The sequence below is a fragment of the uncultured Martelella sp. genome (assembly GCF_963677965.2).
Taxonomy (GTDB): Bacteria; Pseudomonadota; Alphaproteobacteria; order Rhizobiales; family Rhizobiaceae; genus Martelella; species Martelella mangrovi.
Map to the genome: position 1 here is coordinate 831,306 of NZ_CAXXFM010000001.1, position 20,437 is coordinate 851,742.

General features: G+C 60.1%; 18 protein-coding genes. 8 read left to right on the forward strand and 10 right to left on the reverse strand.

Features of this window, described 5'->3' with window-relative positions; all coding sequences use genetic code 11:
- The first annotated feature begins 1 nt into the window (after window position 1).
- Window positions 2-1,078: an ACR3 family arsenite efflux transporter gene (gene arsB, locus ACHZCU_RS04105; protein WP_319517764.1), complete on the forward strand. Its 1,077-nt coding sequence runs from the start codon at window positions 2-4 to the stop codon at window positions 1,076-1,078.
- On the opposite strand, the gene ACHZCU_RS04110 is transcribed toward arsB, so the two are convergent.
- The 7 genes from ACHZCU_RS04110 to ACHZCU_RS04140 all read right to left on the reverse strand — a co-directional run bounded on the left by ACHZCU_RS04110 (window position 1,045) and on the right by ACHZCU_RS04140 (window position 5,738).
- The gene (locus ACHZCU_RS04110; protein WP_319517765.1) at window positions 1,045-1,596 is read right to left on the reverse strand and encodes a disulfide bond formation protein B; all 552 of its coding nucleotides are present in this window, start codon (window positions 1,594-1,596) and stop codon (window positions 1,045-1,047) included. The genes arsB and ACHZCU_RS04110 overlap by 34 nt on opposite strands.
- An 8-nt stretch (window positions 1,597-1,604) precedes the next feature.
- On the reverse strand, window positions 1,605-1,757 hold the full coding sequence (locus ACHZCU_RS04115) for a DUF5993 family protein (RefSeq protein WP_394706017.1): 153 nt from the start codon (window positions 1,755-1,757) through the stop codon (window positions 1,605-1,607).
- Window positions 1,758-1,840: 83 nt separating this feature from the next.
- Window positions 1,841-3,262, reverse strand: a complete 1,422-nt coding sequence (locus tag ACHZCU_RS04120) for an alanine/glycine:cation symporter family protein (protein ID WP_319517766.1) — start codon at window positions 3,260-3,262, stop codon at window positions 1,841-1,843.
- 268 nt (window positions 3,263-3,530) lie between these two features.
- Window positions 3,531-4,553, reverse strand: a complete 1,023-nt coding sequence (locus tag ACHZCU_RS04125) for an LLM class flavin-dependent oxidoreductase (RefSeq protein WP_319517767.1) — start codon at window positions 4,551-4,553, stop codon at window positions 3,531-3,533.
- A gap of 230 nt (window positions 4,554-4,783) precedes the next feature.
- Entirely contained in the window at window positions 4,784-4,999 is a 216-nt protein-coding gene (locus ACHZCU_RS04130) for a hypothetical protein (RefSeq protein WP_106308106.1), read from the reverse strand.
- 59 nt (window positions 5,000-5,058) lie between these two features.
- Window positions 5,059-5,283, reverse strand: coding sequence for a 30S ribosomal protein S21 (gene rpsU, locus ACHZCU_RS04135; RefSeq protein WP_106308110.1), 225 nt, complete (start codon window positions 5,281-5,283; stop codon window positions 5,059-5,061).
- Between the two features lie 245 nt (window positions 5,284-5,528).
- Window positions 5,529-5,738: a cold-shock protein gene (locus tag ACHZCU_RS04140; RefSeq protein ID WP_106308113.1), complete on the reverse strand. Its 210-nt coding sequence runs from the start codon at window positions 5,736-5,738 to the stop codon at window positions 5,529-5,531.
- Between the two features lie 468 nt (window positions 5,739-6,206).
- Between ACHZCU_RS04140 and ACHZCU_RS04145 the strand changes: the two genes are divergently transcribed.
- Complete coding sequence (locus ACHZCU_RS04145) at window positions 6,207-8,033, forward strand: AsmA-like C-terminal region-containing protein (RefSeq protein ID WP_319517768.1); 1,827 nt, start codon at window positions 6,207-6,209, stop codon at window positions 8,031-8,033.
- A gap of 36 nt (window positions 8,034-8,069) precedes the next feature.
- Here the strand turns inward: ACHZCU_RS04145 and ACHZCU_RS04150 are convergent, their stop codons facing one another.
- Window positions 8,070-9,248 (reverse strand): NAD(P)/FAD-dependent oxidoreductase, encoded by a 1,179-nt coding sequence (locus ACHZCU_RS04150; protein WP_319517769.1) that lies wholly within the window; start codon window positions 9,246-9,248, stop codon window positions 8,070-8,072.
- 125 nt (window positions 9,249-9,373) lie between these two features.
- On the opposite strand from ACHZCU_RS04150, the gene ACHZCU_RS04155 reads away from it, so the two are divergent.
- The 6 genes from ACHZCU_RS04155 (at window position 9,374) to ACHZCU_RS04180 (ending at window position 17,498) form a co-directional block, all read left to right on the forward strand.
- Window positions 9,374-10,831 carry a glutamine synthetase family protein gene (locus tag ACHZCU_RS04155; protein ID WP_319517770.1) on the forward strand — a complete coding sequence of 486 codons (1,458 nt, stop codon included), beginning with the start codon at window positions 9,374-9,376 and terminating at the stop codon, window positions 10,829-10,831.
- 45 nt (window positions 10,832-10,876) lie between these two features.
- Window positions 10,877-12,166 carry an FAD-binding oxidoreductase gene (locus ACHZCU_RS04160; protein ID WP_319517771.1) on the forward strand — a complete coding sequence of 430 codons (1,290 nt, stop codon included), beginning with the start codon at window positions 10,877-10,879 and terminating at the stop codon, window positions 12,164-12,166.
- 123 nt (window positions 12,167-12,289) lie between these two features.
- Complete coding sequence (zwf, locus tag ACHZCU_RS04165; RefSeq protein WP_319517772.1) at window positions 12,290-13,756, forward strand: glucose-6-phosphate dehydrogenase; 1,467 nt, start codon at window positions 12,290-12,292, stop codon at window positions 13,754-13,756.
- A 38-nt stretch (window positions 13,757-13,794) separates the two neighbouring features.
- Complete coding sequence (gene pgl, locus ACHZCU_RS04170; RefSeq protein WP_319517773.1) at window positions 13,795-14,493, forward strand: 6-phosphogluconolactonase; 699 nt, start codon at window positions 13,795-13,797, stop codon at window positions 14,491-14,493.
- A gap of 49 nt (window positions 14,494-14,542) precedes the next feature.
- Window positions 14,543-16,366, forward strand: a complete 1,824-nt coding sequence (edd, locus tag ACHZCU_RS04175; protein ID WP_319517774.1) for a phosphogluconate dehydratase — start codon at window positions 14,543-14,545, stop codon at window positions 16,364-16,366.
- Between the two features lie 472 nt (window positions 16,367-16,838).
- A complete protein-coding gene (locus ACHZCU_RS04180) occupies window positions 16,839-17,498 on the forward strand; it encodes an outer membrane protein (protein WP_319517775.1) in 660 nt (219 codons plus the stop codon).
- A 136-nt stretch (window positions 17,499-17,634) separates the two neighbouring features.
- On the opposite strand, the gene ACHZCU_RS04185 is transcribed toward ACHZCU_RS04180, so the two are convergent.
- Both ACHZCU_RS04185 and ACHZCU_RS04190 read right to left on the reverse strand, forming a co-directional pair.
- Window positions 17,635-18,732: a sn-glycerol-3-phosphate ABC transporter ATP-binding protein UgpC gene (locus ACHZCU_RS04185; protein ID WP_319517776.1), complete on the reverse strand. Its 1,098-nt coding sequence runs from the start codon at window positions 18,730-18,732 to the stop codon at window positions 17,635-17,637.
- A 16-nt stretch (window positions 18,733-18,748) separates the two neighbouring features.
- The gene (locus ACHZCU_RS04190; protein ID WP_319517777.1) at window positions 18,749-20,410 is read right to left on the reverse strand and encodes an alpha-glucosidase family protein; all 1,662 of its coding nucleotides are present in this window, start codon (window positions 20,408-20,410) and stop codon (window positions 18,749-18,751) included.
- Between the last annotated feature and the right edge of the window lie 27 nt (window positions 20,411-20,437).

The following is a 20,437-nucleotide window of genomic DNA, read 5'->3' on the forward strand; positions in this document are numbered from 1 at the left end:
CATGTCCACATTCGAACGTTATCTGACCCTGTGGGTCGCGCTGTGCATTGTTGTCGGCATCGCGCTTGGCCATTTTTTCCCGGCCGTTTTCGTGGCGATCGGCGCGCTCGAGATCGCGCGCGTCAATCTGCCCGTCGCGGTGCTGATCTGGCTGATGATCATCCCGATGCTGCTGAAGATCGATTTCTCGGCCCTTGCCGAAGTCGGGCGCCACTGGCGCGGCATCTCCGTCACGCTGTTCGTCAACTGGGCGGTCAAGCCGTTTTCGATGGCGCTGCTCGGCTGGCTGTTCATCGGCTGGCTGTTCCGCCCGCTGCTGCCGGCAGACCAGATCGACAGCTATATCGCAGGCCTGATCATTCTGGCGGCCGCCCCCTGCACCGCCATGGTGTTCGTCTGGTCGAACCTGACGAAGGGCGAGCCGCATTTTACGCTTTCCCAGGTGGCGCTGAATGACGCAATCATGATCGTCGCCTTCGCCCCGATCGTGGCCCTGCTGCTCGGGCTTTCGGCCATCACCGTGCCGTGGTCGACGCTGGTGCTGTCGGTGGCGCTTTACATCGTGATTCCGGTGATCATCTCGCAGGTGATCCGCAAGAGCCTGATCAGGGACGGTTCGACGGCAAGGCTCGATGCGCTGCTGGCAAGGATCCAGCCGGCCTCGCTGGTGGCGCTTCTGGCCACGCTGGTGTTGCTGTTTTCCTTTCAGGGTGAACAGATCCTGGCCCAGCCGATGATCATCGCACTGCTGGCGGTGCCGATCCTGATCCAGGTCTATTTCAACTCCGGCCTGGCCTATGTCCTCAACCGGGCATCGGGCGAGGAGCACTGCGTTGCCGGCCCCTCCGCCCTGATCGGCGCATCGAATTTCTTCGAGCTCGCCGTTGCCGCCGCCATTTCGCTCTTCGGCTTCAATTCCGGCGCGGCACTGGCAACGGTGGTCGGCGTGCTGATCGAAGTGCCGGTCATGCTCTCGGTGGTTGCCATCGTCAACCGCAGCAAGGGCTGGTACGAGGCCGGCCCCGCCGTTTCCCGCAACGCCGCTCAGCGTCCGAGAAGCGAATCCAGCGCCTCGTAGCTCGTCGGATTGTCCGGGCACAGCCCGACACCGCATTCGGCAAGGGTGGAAACCCCGTTTCCAAGCGCCATCACCGCGAAAAGGGCAACGGCGAGAATGCCGAGCCCGCCGCGGTGGACGCGCTCGGAAACTCGTGCCGGCCCGAGCATCAGCATCACGCCCGTGCCGAGCACAACAACGGCAAACAGCACGAAGGCCCACGTGTAGAAGTGCATGCCGAGGAAGGGCGCGCCATAGCCGCCGGTTCCCGGCACGACATGCAATGCGACCTGACGCAGCGCCGCCGCGCCACCGGCGACGGCACCCAGAAGCATCAGCCCATAGTTGCGGGCATCAACGCCGAGCAGCACATTGAGCGCCAGCCCGGTGCCGACGATGACGAAACCGGCACGCTGCAACAGGCAGAGCGGGCACGGCAGTTCGCCATTGGCAAACTGGTCATAAAAGGCAAACAGAAGCACGAAGGAAATGGCCAGAAGCGCCAGCACATTCAGAAGATAGGCAATACGGACGGGCATGGATCACCTCAAAGATCGATGTCGAGCACGTCTGTCGCGTGCAGTCTGAACAAAACGAAAAGCACCAGAACGGCAATCACGGTCAAAAGCACCGCAACGCTGCGCTGCCCGCGCCAGGCACTATAAAGCGCGCCCGCGCAAATGAAAAAAGGCAGTGTCATCATGAGAGTTTTCCTCAGCATCAATTCAAAATAAACGCGGCGGATATCGCCGCCGCGTCGTGCAGTTTCGGTATATCCGCCTGTTATTTGGCGTCGGGCCAGGCCGTCTCGTCGGTATCGAGATCCGGAAACTTCTTCGGATCGAAGATCGGACGCTTTATGCCTGACGCCAACTGTTTGCGGAAATCGTTGATCAGCCGGAGTGCGACCGGGAACAGCATCATCATGGCCAGCAGGTTGACCACCGCCAGAATGCCCATCATCGGATCGGAGAAGTTGAACACCGACGTCGCCCCGGGCGCCACGGCACCGATGAACACAATCGCCACGATGACGATGCGCAGGATATGAACGGCACTCGGTGTTTCCGTCATGAAGGCCAGTGCGTTTTCGCCGAGGTAATAATTGTAGATGATCGACGAGAACGAGAACAGGAAGATCGCGGCCGTCAGATAATACTGCGCCCATGATCCGACATGAGAAACCATGCTCTGCTGGGTAAGGATGACGCCATCCACATCCGTCTGCCCCGGCTGATAGACATCGCCGAGCAGGATCACGAAAGCCGTGCAGGAGCAGATGATCATGGTATCGATGAACACCGAAAAGCTCTGCGTAATCCCCTGGCTGACGGGATGCCGCACATAGGCGGTGGCGGCGACATTGGGTGCAGACCCCAGCCCGGCCTCATTCGAAAACAGGCCACGCCTCAGACCATTGGCAACCGCAGCACCGACGCCGCCGGCAACCGCTTCACGCAAACCAACGGCATTGGCCACGATCTCCCAGATCACGCCCGGCAAGGCGGTGATATTCATCAGGATGATCACCAGCGCCATGGCGATATAGCCGAATGCCATGATCGGGATGATGATGTCGGAGGCCTTGGCGATGCGATGGATACCGCCGTAAACAATGAAACCGGTGGCGGCCGCAAGCAGAATGCCTGTCGCATAGCGCGGAATGCCGAGACTGTCAGCCGCCGCCCCGGCAACGGTGTTGCCCTGAAAGGCGTTGAAGCCGATGGCAAAGGACGCGATCAGGCAGACAGCATAGATGATCGCCAGCCAGCGATAGTTCTCACCGAGACCGTGGATGATGGCGCGCGCCGGACCGCCGCGATAGTCGCCTTCGGGCGTGGTTCGTTTGAACACCTGCGCCAGGGTTGCCTCAATCAGGCCGGAGCACATGCCGATAAGCGCAATCGCCCACATCCAGAACACCGCGCCCGGGCCACCGGCCGTGATCGCCACCGCGACACCGGCGATATTGCCGCCGCCGACACGACCGCCAACAGAAACAAAAAGCGCCTCGCGGGCGCTGATCTTGCTCGGATCCCCATCTTCGTCGCCCCAGAGCACACCGAACATGCGCTTGAAGAAGCGGAACTGGATGAAGCCGCTGGCGACGGTGAAAAACACACCGAACACCACGAGAAAGGGCACAAGCGCCCATCCCCACGTCAAATCGTTGACGTAACTGAAAAGTGAATCGAAGAATTGCAAACCATGTCCCCCTTGTATTCCGCTACGCATGCAGTGACGCCCGTGCAAAAAATCTGCACGATCCCACCTTCCTCGAGCCCCCACCCGGAAACAGGCAAAACACTGGTCTCGTTTTGCCTTTATTTACAATAGCGTAGATTCGAACCGGCGTTTCAGCAAGCGCTGATAGGCCCGCAAACCGGTTTTTATGCCTTTAACACCAAAAATGGCGCGCCACGTTTCCAAACGTAGCGCGCCATGGAATTTGGCAGGTTTTAGCTGGCGCCGGTCAGCGCCAGCCAAGGCCCGGCGCGACATATTTCAGGATCGCCTCGATGACATGGGCGTTATAGGCAACGCCCAGCTGGTTCGGCACTGTCAGCAGCAGCGTGTCGGCCTCGGCAATCGCCTCATCGGCTTTCAGCTGCTCGATCAGCCGGTCGGGTTCCGCCGCATAAGACCGGCCGAAGACGGCACGGGTCTTTTCGTCGATATAGCCGATCGTGTCCTGCTCATTGCCGCCACGGCCGAAATAGGCGCGGTCCATATCGCTGACGATTGCAAAGATCGAACGGGAGATGGAAACGCGCGGCTTGAAGTCGTGGCCGGCCTCCTTCCAGGCGGCGCGAAACGCGCGGATCTGGTCAGCCTGCTGCTTGTGCAGCGGCTCGCCTGTTTCGTCGAATTTCAGCGTCGAGCTCTGCAGGTTCATGCCCAGCCGCGCGGCCCATTCGGCCGTGGCATTGGTGGCCGATCCCCACCAGATGCGCTTGCGCAAGCCCTCTGAATGCGGCTCGATGCGCAGAAGGCCGGGCGGGTTCGGAAACATCGGGCGCGGATTGGGCTGGGCAAAGCCCTTGCCTTCCAGCCTGTCGAGGAAGACTTCCGTATGGCGGCGGGCCATGGCCGCGTCATCTTCGCCTTCTGCCGGCACATGATCGAAATGCCGCCAGCCGTCGATGACCTGTTCGGGCGAGCCACGGGAAATGCCGAGCTGCAGGCGCCCGCCGGCGATCAGATCGGCAGCACCGGCATCCTCGACCATATAGGCGGGGTTTTCGTAGCGCATGTCTATCACGCCGGTGCCGATCTCGATCTTGCTGGTCTTCGCACCAATGGCGGCGAGCAGCGGAAACGGCGAGGCCAGCTGGCGGGCGAAATGATGAACGCGGAAATAGGCACCGTCCGCGCCAAGCTCTTCGGCTGCGACAGCAAGGTCGATCGACTGGAGAAGGGCATCGGCGGCCGAGCGGGTGCCCGATTGCGGCGACGGGGTCCAGTGGCCAAAGGACAGGAATCCGATGTTTTTCATGGTGGGCATACCTTTCCGAAAGGGTGAACGAAGCACCCGACCTGATCAGGGGCGCACCCCGATCTTACGCGGTGTCAGTTGTATCGGAATGTGTATCTATCAACACCACACTTCAATTCCCGCAGCGATGAACACTGTGTTTCCCCCGCTCAACCGGAAAACAACAGGCCTTAATGCAAAACGGCCCGCAAAATTGCGGGCCGATGAAAAACAGCAAAACGAAATCCGCCTCAGGCGGTATGCTTTCTTGTTCTTTTCTTTTTCGGCTCGGGCGCAGCCTCGGTGGCTTCGCGCTCCAGCCGCAGCCGGCGCAGCCGTTCGGTCTTGCTTTGCAGTTGCGTCGCCTCTTCCGCAATGATCGCTCTTGCAGCACGGTCGGTTATCGAAGCCTTGTCGCTTGCCGACATCCGGCCCGGCTTGAAGAATTCATCTTTGGTTGCGGTCATGCACGGTCTCCTTGATCTGGAGGTATGGCGATCCGGCAGGCAGACCCGTCGCGGGTGCCTTACCGCTTCTTGCGTGCGGGGATCAGCCCTTCACGCTGAAGCTGCTTGCGCTTCAGCTTGCGCAGGCGGCGTACGGCCTCACCTGCTTCACGGTTACGCTTTTCCGAAGGCTTCTCGTAAGAACGACGCGCACGCATCTCACGAAAGATGCCTTCGCGCTGCATTTTCTTCTTCAGGACGCGAAGCGCCTGATCGACATTGTTATCTCTTACCAGTACCTGCAAGAAAACCTCCTTGTTTCAGTTTCGGTTCTTCCGCATTCACCCACCGCGCATGCCCGAAACCAGGCGCGCGAGGGCAAAGCGAAAACAAAAAGGCCGGGACTAACCCGACCTCCTCTGTGTCACTGCCAGTACATCCGTGGTCAGCGACATCGATGACAAATTACGTCGAGCTTGAAATCAGGGAGTTTCCCATCTTGCACGATCCAGCTGCCAGTACATCCGTGGTCAACCGGGAAAGCAAATAATCAAGCCGCCTGAAGGTTGTCGGCCGCGCTCTTTCCAGAGCGATTATCGCGAACGATATCGTAGCTTATCTTCTGACCGTCATTCAGCGACTGCATTCCAGCGCGCTCCACGGCAGAAATATGCACGAAAACATCCGTGCCGCCATCATCGGGCTGGATAAAACCGAAGCCCTTGGTGGCATTGAACCATTTAACGGTGCCGTTATTCATCACGATTTCCTTTCATCGTCATATTTTCCGCAATACCTCGCGGAATTCGATCGATTTTGAGAGGAAATCAGACGGGGCCAAAGGCCCTCGGACAACGTCACAAGCAATGGTCGATGACGGTGATATAGGCCCTTGCCCTGCAGATTGCAATGGCAAGAGGCGGAATAATCCGGAACGCCCTCGCTACCATCCTCTTAACCCATTGAAATTATTGAAACTCAACAGAGAAAACCGCAATAACGCACTTCATCAACCGCCGCCTGCCTTAAAACGCCGAGACCGGACTGCTACGCAAGATCTGCCCCTTGGTTCCGGATATTTCCCGGTACATGTTATTAATTGTGAAAAATTTCACCGGTCGATTCTGACGGGCGTGGAACACATCGCACAAAAAACGTCCGTGATTGTATCGCTGCTTATTTTCGGCTATCGCGGCACCATGACGCCCTCAACACAAGAACCGTCCCGATGAGCAAAACAAAAAACGGCACCGGAACCACCCGTTCCACAAGGCGCATGAGCCGCCCGCGGCGTATTCTTCTGGCTTCCGTTCTGCTGCTTGGCGTGATGGTTTACTATCTCACGCCCTATGTCATTACACCGCAGGCGATGTCGGATGGCCTGGAACAGGCGCTGTCGGAAAAGCTCGGGGCGCCGGCCAGGATCGAGGGCGATACCGTCATCAGCTATTGGCCGCGGCCCAGTGTTACGGCCACGGCGGTATCGGTTTCCCGCCCGGATGGAACCGGACCGCTGGTTTACGGCAACGCCTCGCGACTGACCGCCAATTTCGGGCTGCCGGGCGCGCTTTTGGGACATCTTTCCTTTTCCGATATCGCACTTGACGGTGCCGTGATCATCCTCGAGCAATCGGATGCGTCGCAAGGGCAGCCGGCAAACGCGCTGGGCAGGACGCTGGCCGATATCCAAAGCGGAAACGACGTGTCGGCGCAGGCCAACGGTCCCGACGAACTCTATATCACCAACAGCACCCTCGGCTTCACGCAGCATGGCGAGACAACCATCGTGAAGAACGTCAATGCCGAGCTCGACTGGCCCGTTTTGTCCGGCCGGGCACATCTTTCCGGTTCGGCATTGCTTGCCGACCGGAACACACAGGTGAACCTTGACGCCGGACAGGCTGCCGCCATTCTCGCGGGCCGCTCTTCACCGATCCAGCTGGGCATTTCCAGCGACACGGCAAATATCAACTTTGACGGCACCGCCTCCAGAAACCGCCCCTATCTGCTTGACGGCACGTTCTCGCTTTCCACGAACGCGCTTCAGGACCTGATGGCCAAACTGGGCGTCGAGTCGCGCCTTTTGAGCCACGTCGACAATGCATCCCTCAACGGCAAGGTATCGCGCAGTGGCGATTCGCTGCGTTTTTCGCCGGTGGAACTGACCATCGGCGCTGCCGAAGGCAATGGCGTTCTGGATATCGTTCCCGCCTCACCGGACGGTCCGGTGGGCATTTCCGCGACAATGGCCTTTCAGGACGTTCCGCTTTTCGATGCGCAATCTTCTTTTCCGGCCTGGATCGATGCCGTCGCCACCGGTCTGGAAGACAGCGTCGATGCCGATCTGCCCCTGCCGGACCTCGACCTGCGCGTTTCGGCCGGTTCCGTGCGGCTTTCCGATGTGACACTGCGCGACGTCGCCGCCAGTATCATGCGCACCAGAGAGCAGACGAGTTTTGACATTGCCGACAGCCGCCTCGATGACGGCTCCCTGTTCGCCCATGTGGTCGTGCGCAATGACGGTACAGCCAGTGTCCGCATGAACGCGAAGAATGTGCGCTCGGGGCCGCTGTTCAAGCAGCTGGGCCTATCCGTGCCGCTTGAAAGCGAAAGCTTTGATCTGGAAATGTCGTACAACGCCGAATTGCCTCTGAGCGAGGGCGGGCAGGATGACCCAACGGGCCATTTCCAGTTCACCGCGCGCGCGGGCAACCTATCATGGCTTGATCTCGGTGCGATCCTTCAGTCTATCCGGACCAGCGACAATTTTGCGTTCTCACCGTTGAAACGGGTGCCATTCGCGTTCACGTCGATTGCGGGTCGCGGCAGCGTTTCGGGAACCATGGTCCATCTCGAAACGCTGGAGATGGAAACGGCCGAAGGCAGGATCCGCCTTGCCGGTGATGTCGATATCGGCACCGGCGAGATTCAGGCAATGATGACGACCTGGGGAAAAACCCCGCAAGACAATCCGATTTCCGTCAGGATCAACGGCAACGCCCTTGCCGCACTGGCACGCCGGATCGACACGCCACCGGAACTGCTTACGGAATAGCCCCCACCGACCTAACCTAGCCTGGCTCGGAATGCCTCACGCGGCATCGCCGGCGGCAACGCCCGATGCCCATGCCCACTGGAAATTGTAGCCGCCGAGCCAGCCGGTGACGTCGACACATTCGCCGATGAAATAGAGGCCCGGCAGGGAGCGCGCTTCCATGGTCCGCGACGACAGCGCGGCGGTGTCGATACCGCCGAGCGTGACTTCGGCAGTGCGGTAGCCCTCGGTGCCTGCAGGTTTGAACCGCCAGTCCTGAACCGATGCCGCAAGCCGCCCGAGCGCCTTGTCCGAGACATCGGCAAGCTGGCCGTTCAATCCGGCCTGTTCGACAAAATACTGTGCCAGCCGTTTCGGCAGATGATTTGCGAGCACGCCGGCTGCGCCCTGGCGGCCATTTTCCCGTTTCGCCGCCGTGAGCACCTCTGCCAGAGCGATATCGGGCCTGATCCGGACGGCCACTTCGTCACCCGGCGACCAGTATGAGGAAGTCTGCAGCACGGCGGGGCCGGACAGGCCGCGATGCGTAAACAACATTGCCTCGCGAAACCGTCCCGCACCGCAGGTCATTTCCACCGGCACGCCAATGCCCGAAAGCGGCTTGAGTTCGGCCTGAAGCCCGGGGTCGAGCGTAAACGGCACCAGCCCCGGGCGCGGTTCTATGACGCGGATGCCAAACCTGGCGGCAACGTCATAGGCAAATCCCGTGGCCCCCATCTTGGGAATGGACTTGCCACCGGTGGCAAGCACCAGCGAATGCGCAATCACGGCCCTGCCGCCAACGGAAAGCCGGAACCGCTCACCGACATGCTCAATCTCGGAGACGGCCGTTTCGAGCCGGACCTCGACACCACCAGCAGTGCATTCATCCAGCAGCATGTCGATGATCTGCCGTGCCGAACCATCGCAAAAAAGCTGCCCCAGCGTTTTCTCGTGCCATGCAATGCCATAGCGTTCGACAAGGGCAATGAAATCGGCGGGGGTGTAGCGCGCCAGCGCCGATTTGGCGAAGTGCGGATTTTCGCTCAGAAAATTCCCCGGACCGGTACCGATATTGGTGAAGTTGCAGCGACCGCCGCCCGATATGCGGATCTTTTCGGCAGGCTTTCTGGCATGATCGATAACGAGCACCTTGCGGCCGCGCAGGCCCGCACGTGCCGCACACATCAGGCCTGCAGCCCCGGCGCCGACGACGATCACATCAAATTCGTTCATGGTGTCCCTGCCCGTTCATGCAGTGTCCTGCCCCGGCGCGGTGCAGAAAGTCAACAAGCCCCCCTCGCCAAGACGCACACTGTGGTTATGATACGCCCACGCGCAATGACAAACCGGCCAGGGAAATGCCAGCAAAAAAAGCCACAATCAAAGCCGCAAGCAGAACACCCACCAGCAAGGCCAAGCGGGCCAAGAAACCGGCAACGCCCCAACCACCCACACCGCCCCGTGGTGTCGAAGACTGGAAGGCTGCCGCCCGCTGGCTGAAACAGCGCGGGATCGAGGATATCGAATGCATCACGCCTGATCTTGCCGGCGTGCCGCGCGGCAAGATGATGCCGTCTTCAAAATTCACCTCGAACACCTCGCTCGCCCTGCCCTCGGCGCTCTACCGCCACACCATTTCGGGTGATTACCCTGAGGAAACCGGCAGCTTCCGTTACGAACCGCGGGACAACGACCTCAAACTGGTGCCGGACCTGTCGACGCTGACCACCGTGCCCTGGGAGACAGACCCCACCGCGCAGGTGATCTGCGATATCGTCGGCGCCGATGGCGAGGAAGTGCCCTATACGCCGCGCAACGTGCTGAAGCGGGTTGTTGACCTTTATGCACAACGCGGCTGGCGGCCCGTGGTGGCGCCGGAAATCGAATTCTATCTCGTGGCCCAGAACGACGATCCGGACCTGCCGCTGACCCCACCGGTCGGCCGCTCGGGCCGCCCGATTGTCGCCGGTCAGGCCTATTCGATTGCCGGCATCAACGAATTCGACGAGCTGATCGACGATATCTACCAGTTCTGCGAGGATCAGGGTCTGGAAATCGACACGCTGATCCATGAGGAAGGGCCTGCGCAGCTTGAAATCAACCTGCGCCACGGCGACCCGCTGGAGCTTGCCGATCAGGTGTTTTACTTCAAACGCACCATCCGCGAGGCGGCCATCAAGCACGGCACATTCGCAACCTTCATGGCCAAGCCGATGCAGGGGCAGCCGGGCTCGGCCATGCACATCCATCAGTCAGTCGTCGACATCGAGACCGGCCGGAGCGTATTTTCGCTGGACAACGGCGAGCCCTCGCCGGAATTTTTCCACTTTATCGGCGGGATGCAGAAATATGTGCCGGCAACGCTGGTGATGATGGCGCCCTATGTCAATTCCTACCGCCGTCTGACGCCCGACATGGCCTGTCCCGTCAACACTGCCTGGGGCTATGACAACCGCACCACGGCGTTCCGCATCCCGGTATCCGATCCGCAGGCGCGGCGCGTGGAAAACCGGCTGCCGAGTTCGGATGCCAATCCCTATCTGGCGCTCGCCGCCTCGCTTGCCTGCGGCTATCTCGGCATCGAAAACCTGGTCGACCCTTCGGCCCCGACAGCAGATACAGCCAATGAAGGCGCGATCGACCTGCCGCGCGGTCTTCTGGAAGCAGTGGCGCTGATGGAGGGAGAACTGGCGCTCGCACCCGTGCTTTCACGCGAGTTTGTCGATATTTATGCCGGGATCAAGCGTGGGGAATTCGAAACCTTCATGCAGGTGATCAGTCCCTGGGAGAGGGAATTTCTGCTTCTTCATGTATGATGAAGCGACCATCATCCTCTCATAGACAATGGAGCGACCAACAGAATGGTATGGCAAAGCCCGATCGCACCAGGCATTTCATGGTATCAGGCGACGCTTCCCGAACGCCCGACCTATCCCGCCCTTGACGGCTCGACGACGGCGGATGTGGCGATCATCGGCGGCGGCTTCACCGGTCTGCAGGCCGCCTGTCAGCTTGCCGAGGACGGCGTTGATGTGGTGCTGATCGATGCCGCCCGCTTCGGCGACGGGGCTTCCGGGCGCAATGGCGGCCAGCTCGGCACCGGCCAGCACTGGTGGCCTGAGGAGCTTGAAAACCATCTCGGCAAGGAGCGCTCCCAGGCGTTTTTCCGGGTTGCCGAAGACGCCAAGTCACATCTGCTGGATTTCGCGCGCAACCACGAGATCAATATCGACTTCACACCCGGACAGCTCAGTGTCGCCCACAAGAAGGGCATGGAATACACCTATCGCCACCATGTCGATGCACTGGCCGAGCGCTACGATTATCCGCACCTTTCCTTCATGAGCAAAAACGAGACGGCCGAAAGGCTCGGCTCGGACCGCTTTTTCTGCGGCATTCGCGATATCGGCACCGGCCATATCCACCCGCTGAAACTTCTGATCGGCACAGCCAGAGCCGCAGCCGCCGCCGGCGCACGCCTTCACGAAATGACCAAGGCGGACAATATCGACCGTGTTGACGACAGGAACGTGATCGAGACGGCCCGCGGCACAATCACTGCCGAGCGCGTTTTGGTTGCCTGCAACGGCTATATCGAGGACCATCTGGAGCCGAAGACGGCATCGAAAATCATGCCGATCCGCTCGTTCATCGCCGCGACGACGCCCGTTGCCAGGGAAAGCAAGATCCTGCCCGGCGGCGAATCCGTTGACGACAGCCGATTCGTGGTGCGCTATTTCCGCAAGGCACCGACCGGCGAAATGCTGTTCGGCGGACGCGAGGTCTATTCGGCAGACAATCCGAAGAACATCTCCAAACACCTGCGAAAACAGATTGCCGAGGTCTATCCGCAATTAAAGGACGTCGAGATTACCCATGCCTGGGGTGGTTCGGTCGGAATCACCATGCCCCGGCGCCCTCTGGTCGAGGAAATCATGCCCGGCGTCACCTCGATCGGCGGTTTTTCCGGCCATGGCGTGATGCTGTCAAACTATTGCGGCAAACTGTATGCCGACGAGGTTGCCGGACGTTCGCGTGATCTGGAACTTTACCGGGATTTGGATATACCATCATTTCCGGGTGGCGGTCCGCTGCGCAAACCCTTGCTGTTTCTGGCGCTCACATGGTTCGCCCTGCGCGACCGTTTCTAGCCGGAGATGCTGCGTTCGAAGCGCCGAAAACACAAAAAATCCGATTTTTCGGATTGGGACTGGCATTTTTAAATCGATTTGATAAAACAACTCCAACCCTGTTGACGATTGAGAGGACTGACCATGAGCAGTCAAATGATCCCCGTTGAACCCTTTGACTATGTCGTCTTCGGCGCCACCGGCGACCTGACGGAGCGGAAGCTTCTGCCCGCGCTCTATCACAGGCAGATTGCCGGCCAGTTTACCGAGCCGACGCGCATCATCGGCGCCTCCCGTTCGGAACTGACCTCCGACGATTTCCGCAAGCGCGCCCAACAGGCGCTGAAGGAACATCTCAAGGACGGCGAATACGACAACGACCAGGTGGCCAAGTTCCTGGCGCGCATCGAATATGTGCCTGTCGACGCGACGACGAACAAGGGCTGGGACGCGCTCAAGAAGATGCTTGAGGAAGGCAAGGACCGGGTCCGCGCTTTCTACATGGCGGTTGCGCCGAGCATTTTCGGGCCGATCTGCGACGGCATCCGCGACCACAAGCTGATCACCAAACAGACCCGCATTGTCGTTGAAAAACCCCTCGGTCGCGACCTCGAATCGGCGCTCGAGCTCAACAACACGATCGGCAAGGTGTTTAGGGAAGAACAGGTCTTCCGTATCGACCACTATCTCGGCAAGGAAACCGTGCAGAACCTGATGGCGCTGCGCTTTGCCAACGCTCTTTACGAGCCGCTGTGGAACGCCAACCATATCGACCACGTGCAGATCACCGTGGCCGAGGAAGTCGGGCTGGAAGGCCGCGCCGGCTATTATGACAAGTCCGGTGCGCTGCGCGACATGGTGCAGAACCACATCCTCAACGTGCTCTGCATGGTGGCGATGGAAACGCCGCATTCGATGGAATCCGAAGCCGTCCGCGACGAGAAGCTCAAGGTTCTGCGCTCGCTGAAGCCGATCACCGCCGAAAATGCCGGTTATCTGACCGTGCGCGGCCAGTATCGCGCCGGCGCTTCCAAGGGTGGGCCGGTCAAGGGCTATCTGGAAGAACTCGACGGCGAATCCAACACCGAAACCTTCGTGGCCATCAAGGCCGAGATCGAAAACTGGCGCTGGGCGGGCGTTCCCTTCTATCTGCGCACCGGCAAGCGGCTTGCAAACCGGCTTTCGGAAATCGTCATCACCTTCAAGCAGATTCCGCATTCGATCTTCGGTCCCAATGCCGGACGGATTGCCTCCAACCAGCTGGTGCTGCGTCTGCAGCCCGACGAAGGCGTGAAACAGTGGCTGATGATCAAGGATCCCGGCCCCGGCGGCATGCGCCTGCGCGAAGTCGCGCTCGACATGAGCTTTGCGCAAGCCTTCGACGTGCGCAATCCGGATGCCTATGAACGGCTGCTGCTCGACGTTATCCGCGCCAACCAGACCCTGTTCATGCGCCGCGACGAGGTTGAAATCGCCTGGAACTGGGTCGATCCGATTCTGAAAGCCTGGGAGGAAACCAGCCAGCCGGTTCAAGGGTATACCGCCGGCACCTGGGGTCCAAGCAAGTCGATCGCCCTGATCGAGCGTGACGGCCGGACCTGGCACGAATAGCGCCGCACCAAACCCGTTGAGAGCATGCAGAGAAGATCATGACCGAGAAAATGCATAAGTTTGAAAACGGCAGTGCGCTGGCGGCAGCGCTTGCCGCCGAAGTTGCCGACAAGCTCGCGCTCGCCATCGCAGACAAGGGGACGGCATCGTTCGCCGTTTCCGGCGGCTCGACGCCGAAGGCATTCTTCAAGGCGCTCTCGTCCGCGCCGATCGACTGGGAAAAGGTGACCGTCACCCTCGTCGACGAACGCTTCGTGCCGGAAGACAGCCCGCGTTCGAACCACAAGCTGGTCAAGGAAAACCTGCTTTTGGGCCCGGCCGCCCAGGCCCGTTTCATTCCGCTTTACCAGAATGTCGAAAATGTCGGGGAAGCGGCCGAAATCGTCACCAACAAGGTGTCGGCGACAAGCCTGCCCTTCGATGTCGTGGTGCTCGGCATGGGAACCGACGGTCACACGGCCTCGTTCTTTCCCGGCGGCGACACGCTGGCCAAGGCGCTCGACATCAACACGCCTGCCGGCGTGATGGCCATGCATGCCGAAGGCGCCGGCGAGGCCCGCCTCACCTTCACCTTCTCCAGCTTGGAAAATGCCGGCCTTCTGATCCTTCACATCGAAGGCCAGGAAAAAATGGATGTTCTGAACAAGGCCCTTGAGGGTAACGACGAAACGGAAATGCCCATCCGCGCCGTTCTTTCCCGGGCATCCTCCCCCGTTAATATCTACTGGGCGCCCTGACAGTTCTGCCGGGCGCCTTCCGCGTTTCTTTTGAAAACAGGAAAAGCCCATGACCGCCGATCCCCGCATTGCAGAGATCACCGCCCGCATTGTCGAGCGGTCCAAACCCACGCGCGAAGCCTATCTCGATCGCGTCAGCCAAGCCATTTCCAAGGGCGTGCACCGTTCGGTTCTGTCCTGCGGTAACCTTGCCCATGGCTTTGCCGTCTGTTCCCCCGCCGAAAAGGATGCGCTGTCGGGTGACAGCGTGCCCAATCTCGGCATCATCACCGCCTATAATGACATGCTTTCGGCGCATCAGCCGTTCGAAACCTTCCCGGAAACCATCCGCACCGCCGCGCGTGAGGCTGGTGGCGTGGCACAGGTGGCCGGCGGCGTTCCGGCCATGTGCGACGGCGTTACCCAGGGCCAACCGGGCATGGAACTGTCGCTTTTCTCCCGCGACCTGATTGCCATGTCGGCCGCCGTCGGCCTGTCGCACAACATGTTCGATGCCGCCGTCTATCTCGGCGTCTGCGACAAGATCGTGCCCGGCCTTGCCATGGCGGCGCTGACCTTCGGCCACCTGCCGACGATCTTCATTCCCGCAGGCCCGATGACCACCGGCCAGGGCAATGACGAGAAATCGCAGATCCGCCAGCTTTATGCAGAAGGCAAGGTCGGCCGCAAGGAACTGCTGGAATCGGAATCGAAATCCTATCACGGCCCCGGCACCTGCACTTTCTACGGCACGGCCAACTCCAACCAGATGCTGATGGAGATGATGGGCCTGCATATGCCGGGTTCCTCCTTCATCAACCCGAATACGCCGCTGCGCGATGCGCTGACCAAGGAAGCGGTCAAACGCGCCTTCGCCATCACCGTCAACGGCAACGAGTTCACCCCCGTCGGCCAGATGATCGACGAACGCTCGATCGTCAACGGCGTGGTCGGGCTGCATGCCACGGGCGGTTCGACCAACCACACCATGCACCTGATCGCCATGGCGCGGGCCGGCGGTATCCAGCTCACCTGGCAGGACATTTCCGACCTCTCCGACATCGTGCCGCTTCTGGCGCGGGTCTATCCGAACGGGCTTGCCGACGTGAACCACTTCCACGCCGCCGGCGGCATGGGGTATCTGATCCGCCAGCTTCTGAATGCCGGCTACCTGCATGACGATGTCCGCACCGTGTTCGGCGAAGGCATGGAAGCCTATGCCATCGACGTCAAGCTCGGGGAGAATGGCACAGTCAAGCGTGAGACAATCGGCAACGGCCCGAGTGCCGACCCGAAAGTGCTGACGACCCATGACAAACCATTCCAGCCCAATGGCGGGCTGAAGATGCTGACCGGCAATATCGGCAAGGCGGTCATCAAGATTTCCGCCGTCAAGCCGGAGCGCCGTGTCATCGAGGCACCGGCCGTGGTGTTCCACGACCAGCAGGAACTTCAGGATGCCTTCAAGGCCGGTGAGCTCAATCGCGATTTCATCGCCGTCGTGCGCTTCCAGGGGCCGAAATCGAACGGCATGCCCGAACTACACCGCCTGACGCCACCGCTCGGCGTGCTGCAGGACCGCGGCTACAAGGTGGCGCTTGTCACCGACGGCCGCATGTCGGGCGCTTCGGGCAAGGTTCCGGCCGCCATTCATGTCACCCCCGAAGCCAAGGATGGCGGACCGATCGCCAAAATCCGCGATGGCGACATGCTGCGGCTCGACGCCGAAACCGGCACGCTGGAAGCCCTCGTTCCGGCTGCGGAATTCGATGCCCGCGACGTGGCCACCGCCGACCTCTCCGGCAATGAATTCGGCATGGGCCGCGAACTCTTCGCCCCCTTCCGCCACCACGTCGGCACCGCCGATCAGGGCGCAAGCGTCGTCTTCGGATAAACATGAAGGGCCATCGGCTGATCAGCCGGTGGCCTGATCTTATCGTCAATCCGGTTTGCAGCCTGCCGCATCAAGTGTGGCAAAGTCCTCGGCTGACAGAACAAGCGCGGGCTCTTCGGCGCGAACAAGAGCTGGAGAACGGCGGCAATAGGCTGCACATTACCCCTCTGATCTGCCGACGGTTTGAAGATGTTCCCGGGCTCGTTAACAGACTGACTCAATCCGTGATCGCCCGCCGCAATGCGCACGTCTTGCTGCCACTAAATAGACATAACCGCTCTCTAATCGGAGGCCACGGGAAACAATTTCCCGGTCCTTTTCGTTTGGGAGACATGAATGCAATCGGGCAGCCCTAGGGGTGTTACATTCCGGCAACACGGCCGATCGATTTCACGCTTAAGGCAATATTTTAATTGAACGATTGATCATTCGAACCATTTATCCCTCATCGAAAGTCAAGATGGAGACAGTTATGAAAAAGATTCTTCTCGCTTCCGCCGCGATCGTCGCAATGGCCGCCACCGCAGAAGCTGCGGATGTCGTGACCCAGGCACCGGCAGAACCCTATGTTGCACCGCAGGTTGTCCCGCAGAGCTTTGACTGGTCGGGCTTCTACCTTGGTGGCACCGCCGGTTATGACTGGGCTAGCGCCAACCTGCACAACAACGGCGTCAAAGTCGGCAGCGAAGACTTCGACGGCGCCAAGCTCGGCGGCTTTGCCGGCTACAACTACCAGTTCGACAATAACATCGTTGTCGGTGTTGAAGGTGAACTCGACTACGGCTGGAATGAAGAAACCATCGCTCCCGGCGTCAAGGCCGGTTCTGATTGGGAAGGTTCTGTCCGTGGTCGTCTCGGTTATGCCTTCGACAACGCCCTGCTTTATGCAACGGGTGGCTGGGCGCTTGCCAACGGTTACGTCGAAAGTGATGGCCTGGATCAGGACCAGACCTTCAGCGGCTGGACGGTCGGCGCCGGTCTCGACTACGCCTTCACCGAAAACCTCTTCGGTGGTCTTGAATACCGCTACACCGACTTCGGCAAGAAGAGCTTCGACGGCGCTCTTTCCGGTTTCGAAGCCAAGGACTTCGAATCCAACCGCGTCATGGCCCGCGTTGGTTACAAGTTCTGATAAAGCTGACAGGGCACCCTCCCGCCCTGTCACATTTTCCCGGCGCTCCCTCCTCCCTTTATTGCGCCAGGAAAGAAAAAGCCCCGACGGTATTGCCGCCGGGGTTTTTTATATGCGCCGATTATGTGTGTTCGGGTCAGCGGTAGAGGTAGCTGCGGCCGTTTTCGTCGAAGATATGGCGCTTTTCCGGATCGGCGACGAAGCGCATCGTGTCACCCGGCTTGCCCTCGTGGATACCGGGCAATTTGACGATGATCGGATCGTCATCGACGAGGTCGCCCTCGATATAGATAAGCGTCACTTCACCGAGCGCTTCGATGATCGAGATCTTGCCTTCGAACAGGAAGTCATCGCCCTCTGCGGCCTCGCGCACATCTTCCGGGCGCACGCCGAAACTTACATCCTTGCCCATCTCCTGTTCACCGGTCTTAACCGGCACCTCAAGGCGCTTGCCGTCACGAAGTTCGAGTTCCGTGACCTCGCCGGTCCGGGTGATCCTGGCAGGCATGATGTTCATCGCCGGCGAGCCGATGAACTGGGCGACAAACAGGTTTGCGGGGCGCTCGTAAAGCTCAAGCGGTGCGCCGACCTGCTCGATATAGCCGCCCGAAAGCACCACGATCCGGTCGGCAAGCGTCATCGCCTCCACCTGGTCGTGGGTCACGTAGATCATCGTCGTATCGGGCATCTGGTCGTTGAGCTTGGCGATCTCGATACGGGTTGCGACGCGCAGCGCGGCATCGAGGTTCGACAACGGCTCATCGAACAGGAACACCTTGGGATCGCGGCAGATGGCCCGCCCGATGGCGACGCGCTGGCGCTGACCGCCGGAAAGCGCCTTGGGCAGACGATCGAGGTAAGGCGTGATCTGCAGCATATCGGCGGCAGCCCGCACGCGCCGGTCGATCTCGGCCTTGCTTTCCTTGGCGATCCGCATGCCGAAGGCCATGTTGTCATAGACCGACATATGCGGATAAAGCGCATAGGTCTGGAACACCATGGCGATGCCGCGCTTCGACGGTGGGATCTGGTTGACCACCTGATCGTCAATCGAGATCTCGCCACCGGAGATTTCCTCCAGACCGGCGATCATACGCAGCAGGGTGGACTTGCCGCAGCCCGAAGGGCCGACAAACACCACGAATTCGCCGGGGTTGATTTCAAGGTCTATGCCGTGAAGAACCTCGACATTGCCGTAGGATTTCTTGACCTTATTGAGGGTTACACCAGTCATCTTTCGCCCCTTTCCCCTATTGTCCTTGGCGGGCGAAATAGCCGCCCCAGGCAGGAAGTTTTACCATGGTCCCATCCTCCTCGTAGGAAAAACCATGATCGTCGGTTGAAAAAGCAGTCCATGCACCTTCGGGCAGGCGGACCGTTGCCGGCTCGGCCGACATATTGAACACGCACAGGATCGTTTCATCCGAAAGATCACGGGCAAAGACCAGCACCGTCTCGTCATCGCACGGCAGGAAGCGGATCGCGCCTTTGGCAAGCGCCGGATGCGCCCTGCGGAAGGTGAGGAAACGCCGATAGTGCTCCAGCACGGACGCCGGATTGCCGGCCTGCACATCGACCGCTTTCATCACATGGTCGGCAGAGACCGGAAGCCAGGTCTGCTCCGCCGTCGAAAAGCCGGCATTCTTGGCGCCCGCCTGCCACACCATCGGTGTGCGGCAACCGTCGCGGCCCTTGAATTCGGGCCAGAACTCGATGCCGTAGGGGTCCTGCAGGTCCTCGAACGCGATATCGGCCTCGGTCAGGCCAAGTTCCTCGCCTTCGTAAAGGCAGATCGAACCTTTCAGCGTCATCAAAAGACTGCCCAGCATTTTCGCATAGGCCGTCTGGTCGGCGATATCCGCGCCCCAGCGGGTCAGATGGCGCACGACGTCATGGTTGGAAAACGCCCAGCAGGCCCAGCCTTCGGGAGCAGCGGCATCAAAGGCATTGATCGAATCGACCACCCGCTTCGGCGTCACGCGCTGCGGCGCCAGGAACTCGAAGGCGTAGCACATCTGCATCTTGTCGTCGCCGGAGGTATATTCGCCGACGATCTCAAGCCCGCGCTGGCTGTCGCCGACCTCGCCGACGGCGGCGATCGCCGGATATTCCTCCATCAGGGCACGCAGGCGCTTCAGGAATTCCAGATTTTCAGGCCGGCTCTTGTCGTAGAGATGTTCCTGATAATTGTAGGGATTGACGGCGGGCGCGGTGCTGTCGTTTCTCAGTTCCGGCGCCAGCGCCGGATTGTCGCGCAGTTCCCTGTCGCAGAAATAGAAGTTGATCGTATCGAGGCGGAAACCGTCAACGCCGCGTTCCAACCAGAACTTCGCCGCATCCAGCAATGCGTCCTGAACATCCGGATTGTGGAAGTTGAGGTCGGGCTGTGAGACCAGGAAATTGTGCATGTAATATTGCAGCCGGCGCGAATCCCACTGCCATGCAGAACCGCCGAAAATCGACAGCCAGTTATTGGGCGGCGAGCCGTCGGGCCTGGCTTCGGCCCAGACATACCAGTCGGATCTGGGATTGTCGCGGCTTGCGCGGCTTTCCACGAACCAGGGATGCTGGTCGGAGGTGTGCGAGAGCACCAGATCGATCATGATCTTGAGGCCGAGGGAATGGGCCTTCTCGATCATCGCGTCGAAATCCGCCAGCGTGCCGAACATCGGGTCGATGTCCTTGTAGTTCGACACGTCATAGCCGAAATCCTTCATCGGCGAGGTGAAGAACGGCGAGATCCACACGGCATCGGCCCCGAGCCCGGCAATATAGTCGAGTCGGTCGGCAATGCCGCGGATATCACCGACGCCATCGCCGGATGAATCCTGAAACGAACGCGGATAGACCTGATAGATGACGGCGCCGCGCCACCAGTCCTTGTCCGCCTCATTGAGATTGCTGTCGGTCATTGTTTTTCTTTTCTGTTTCTGATGTCG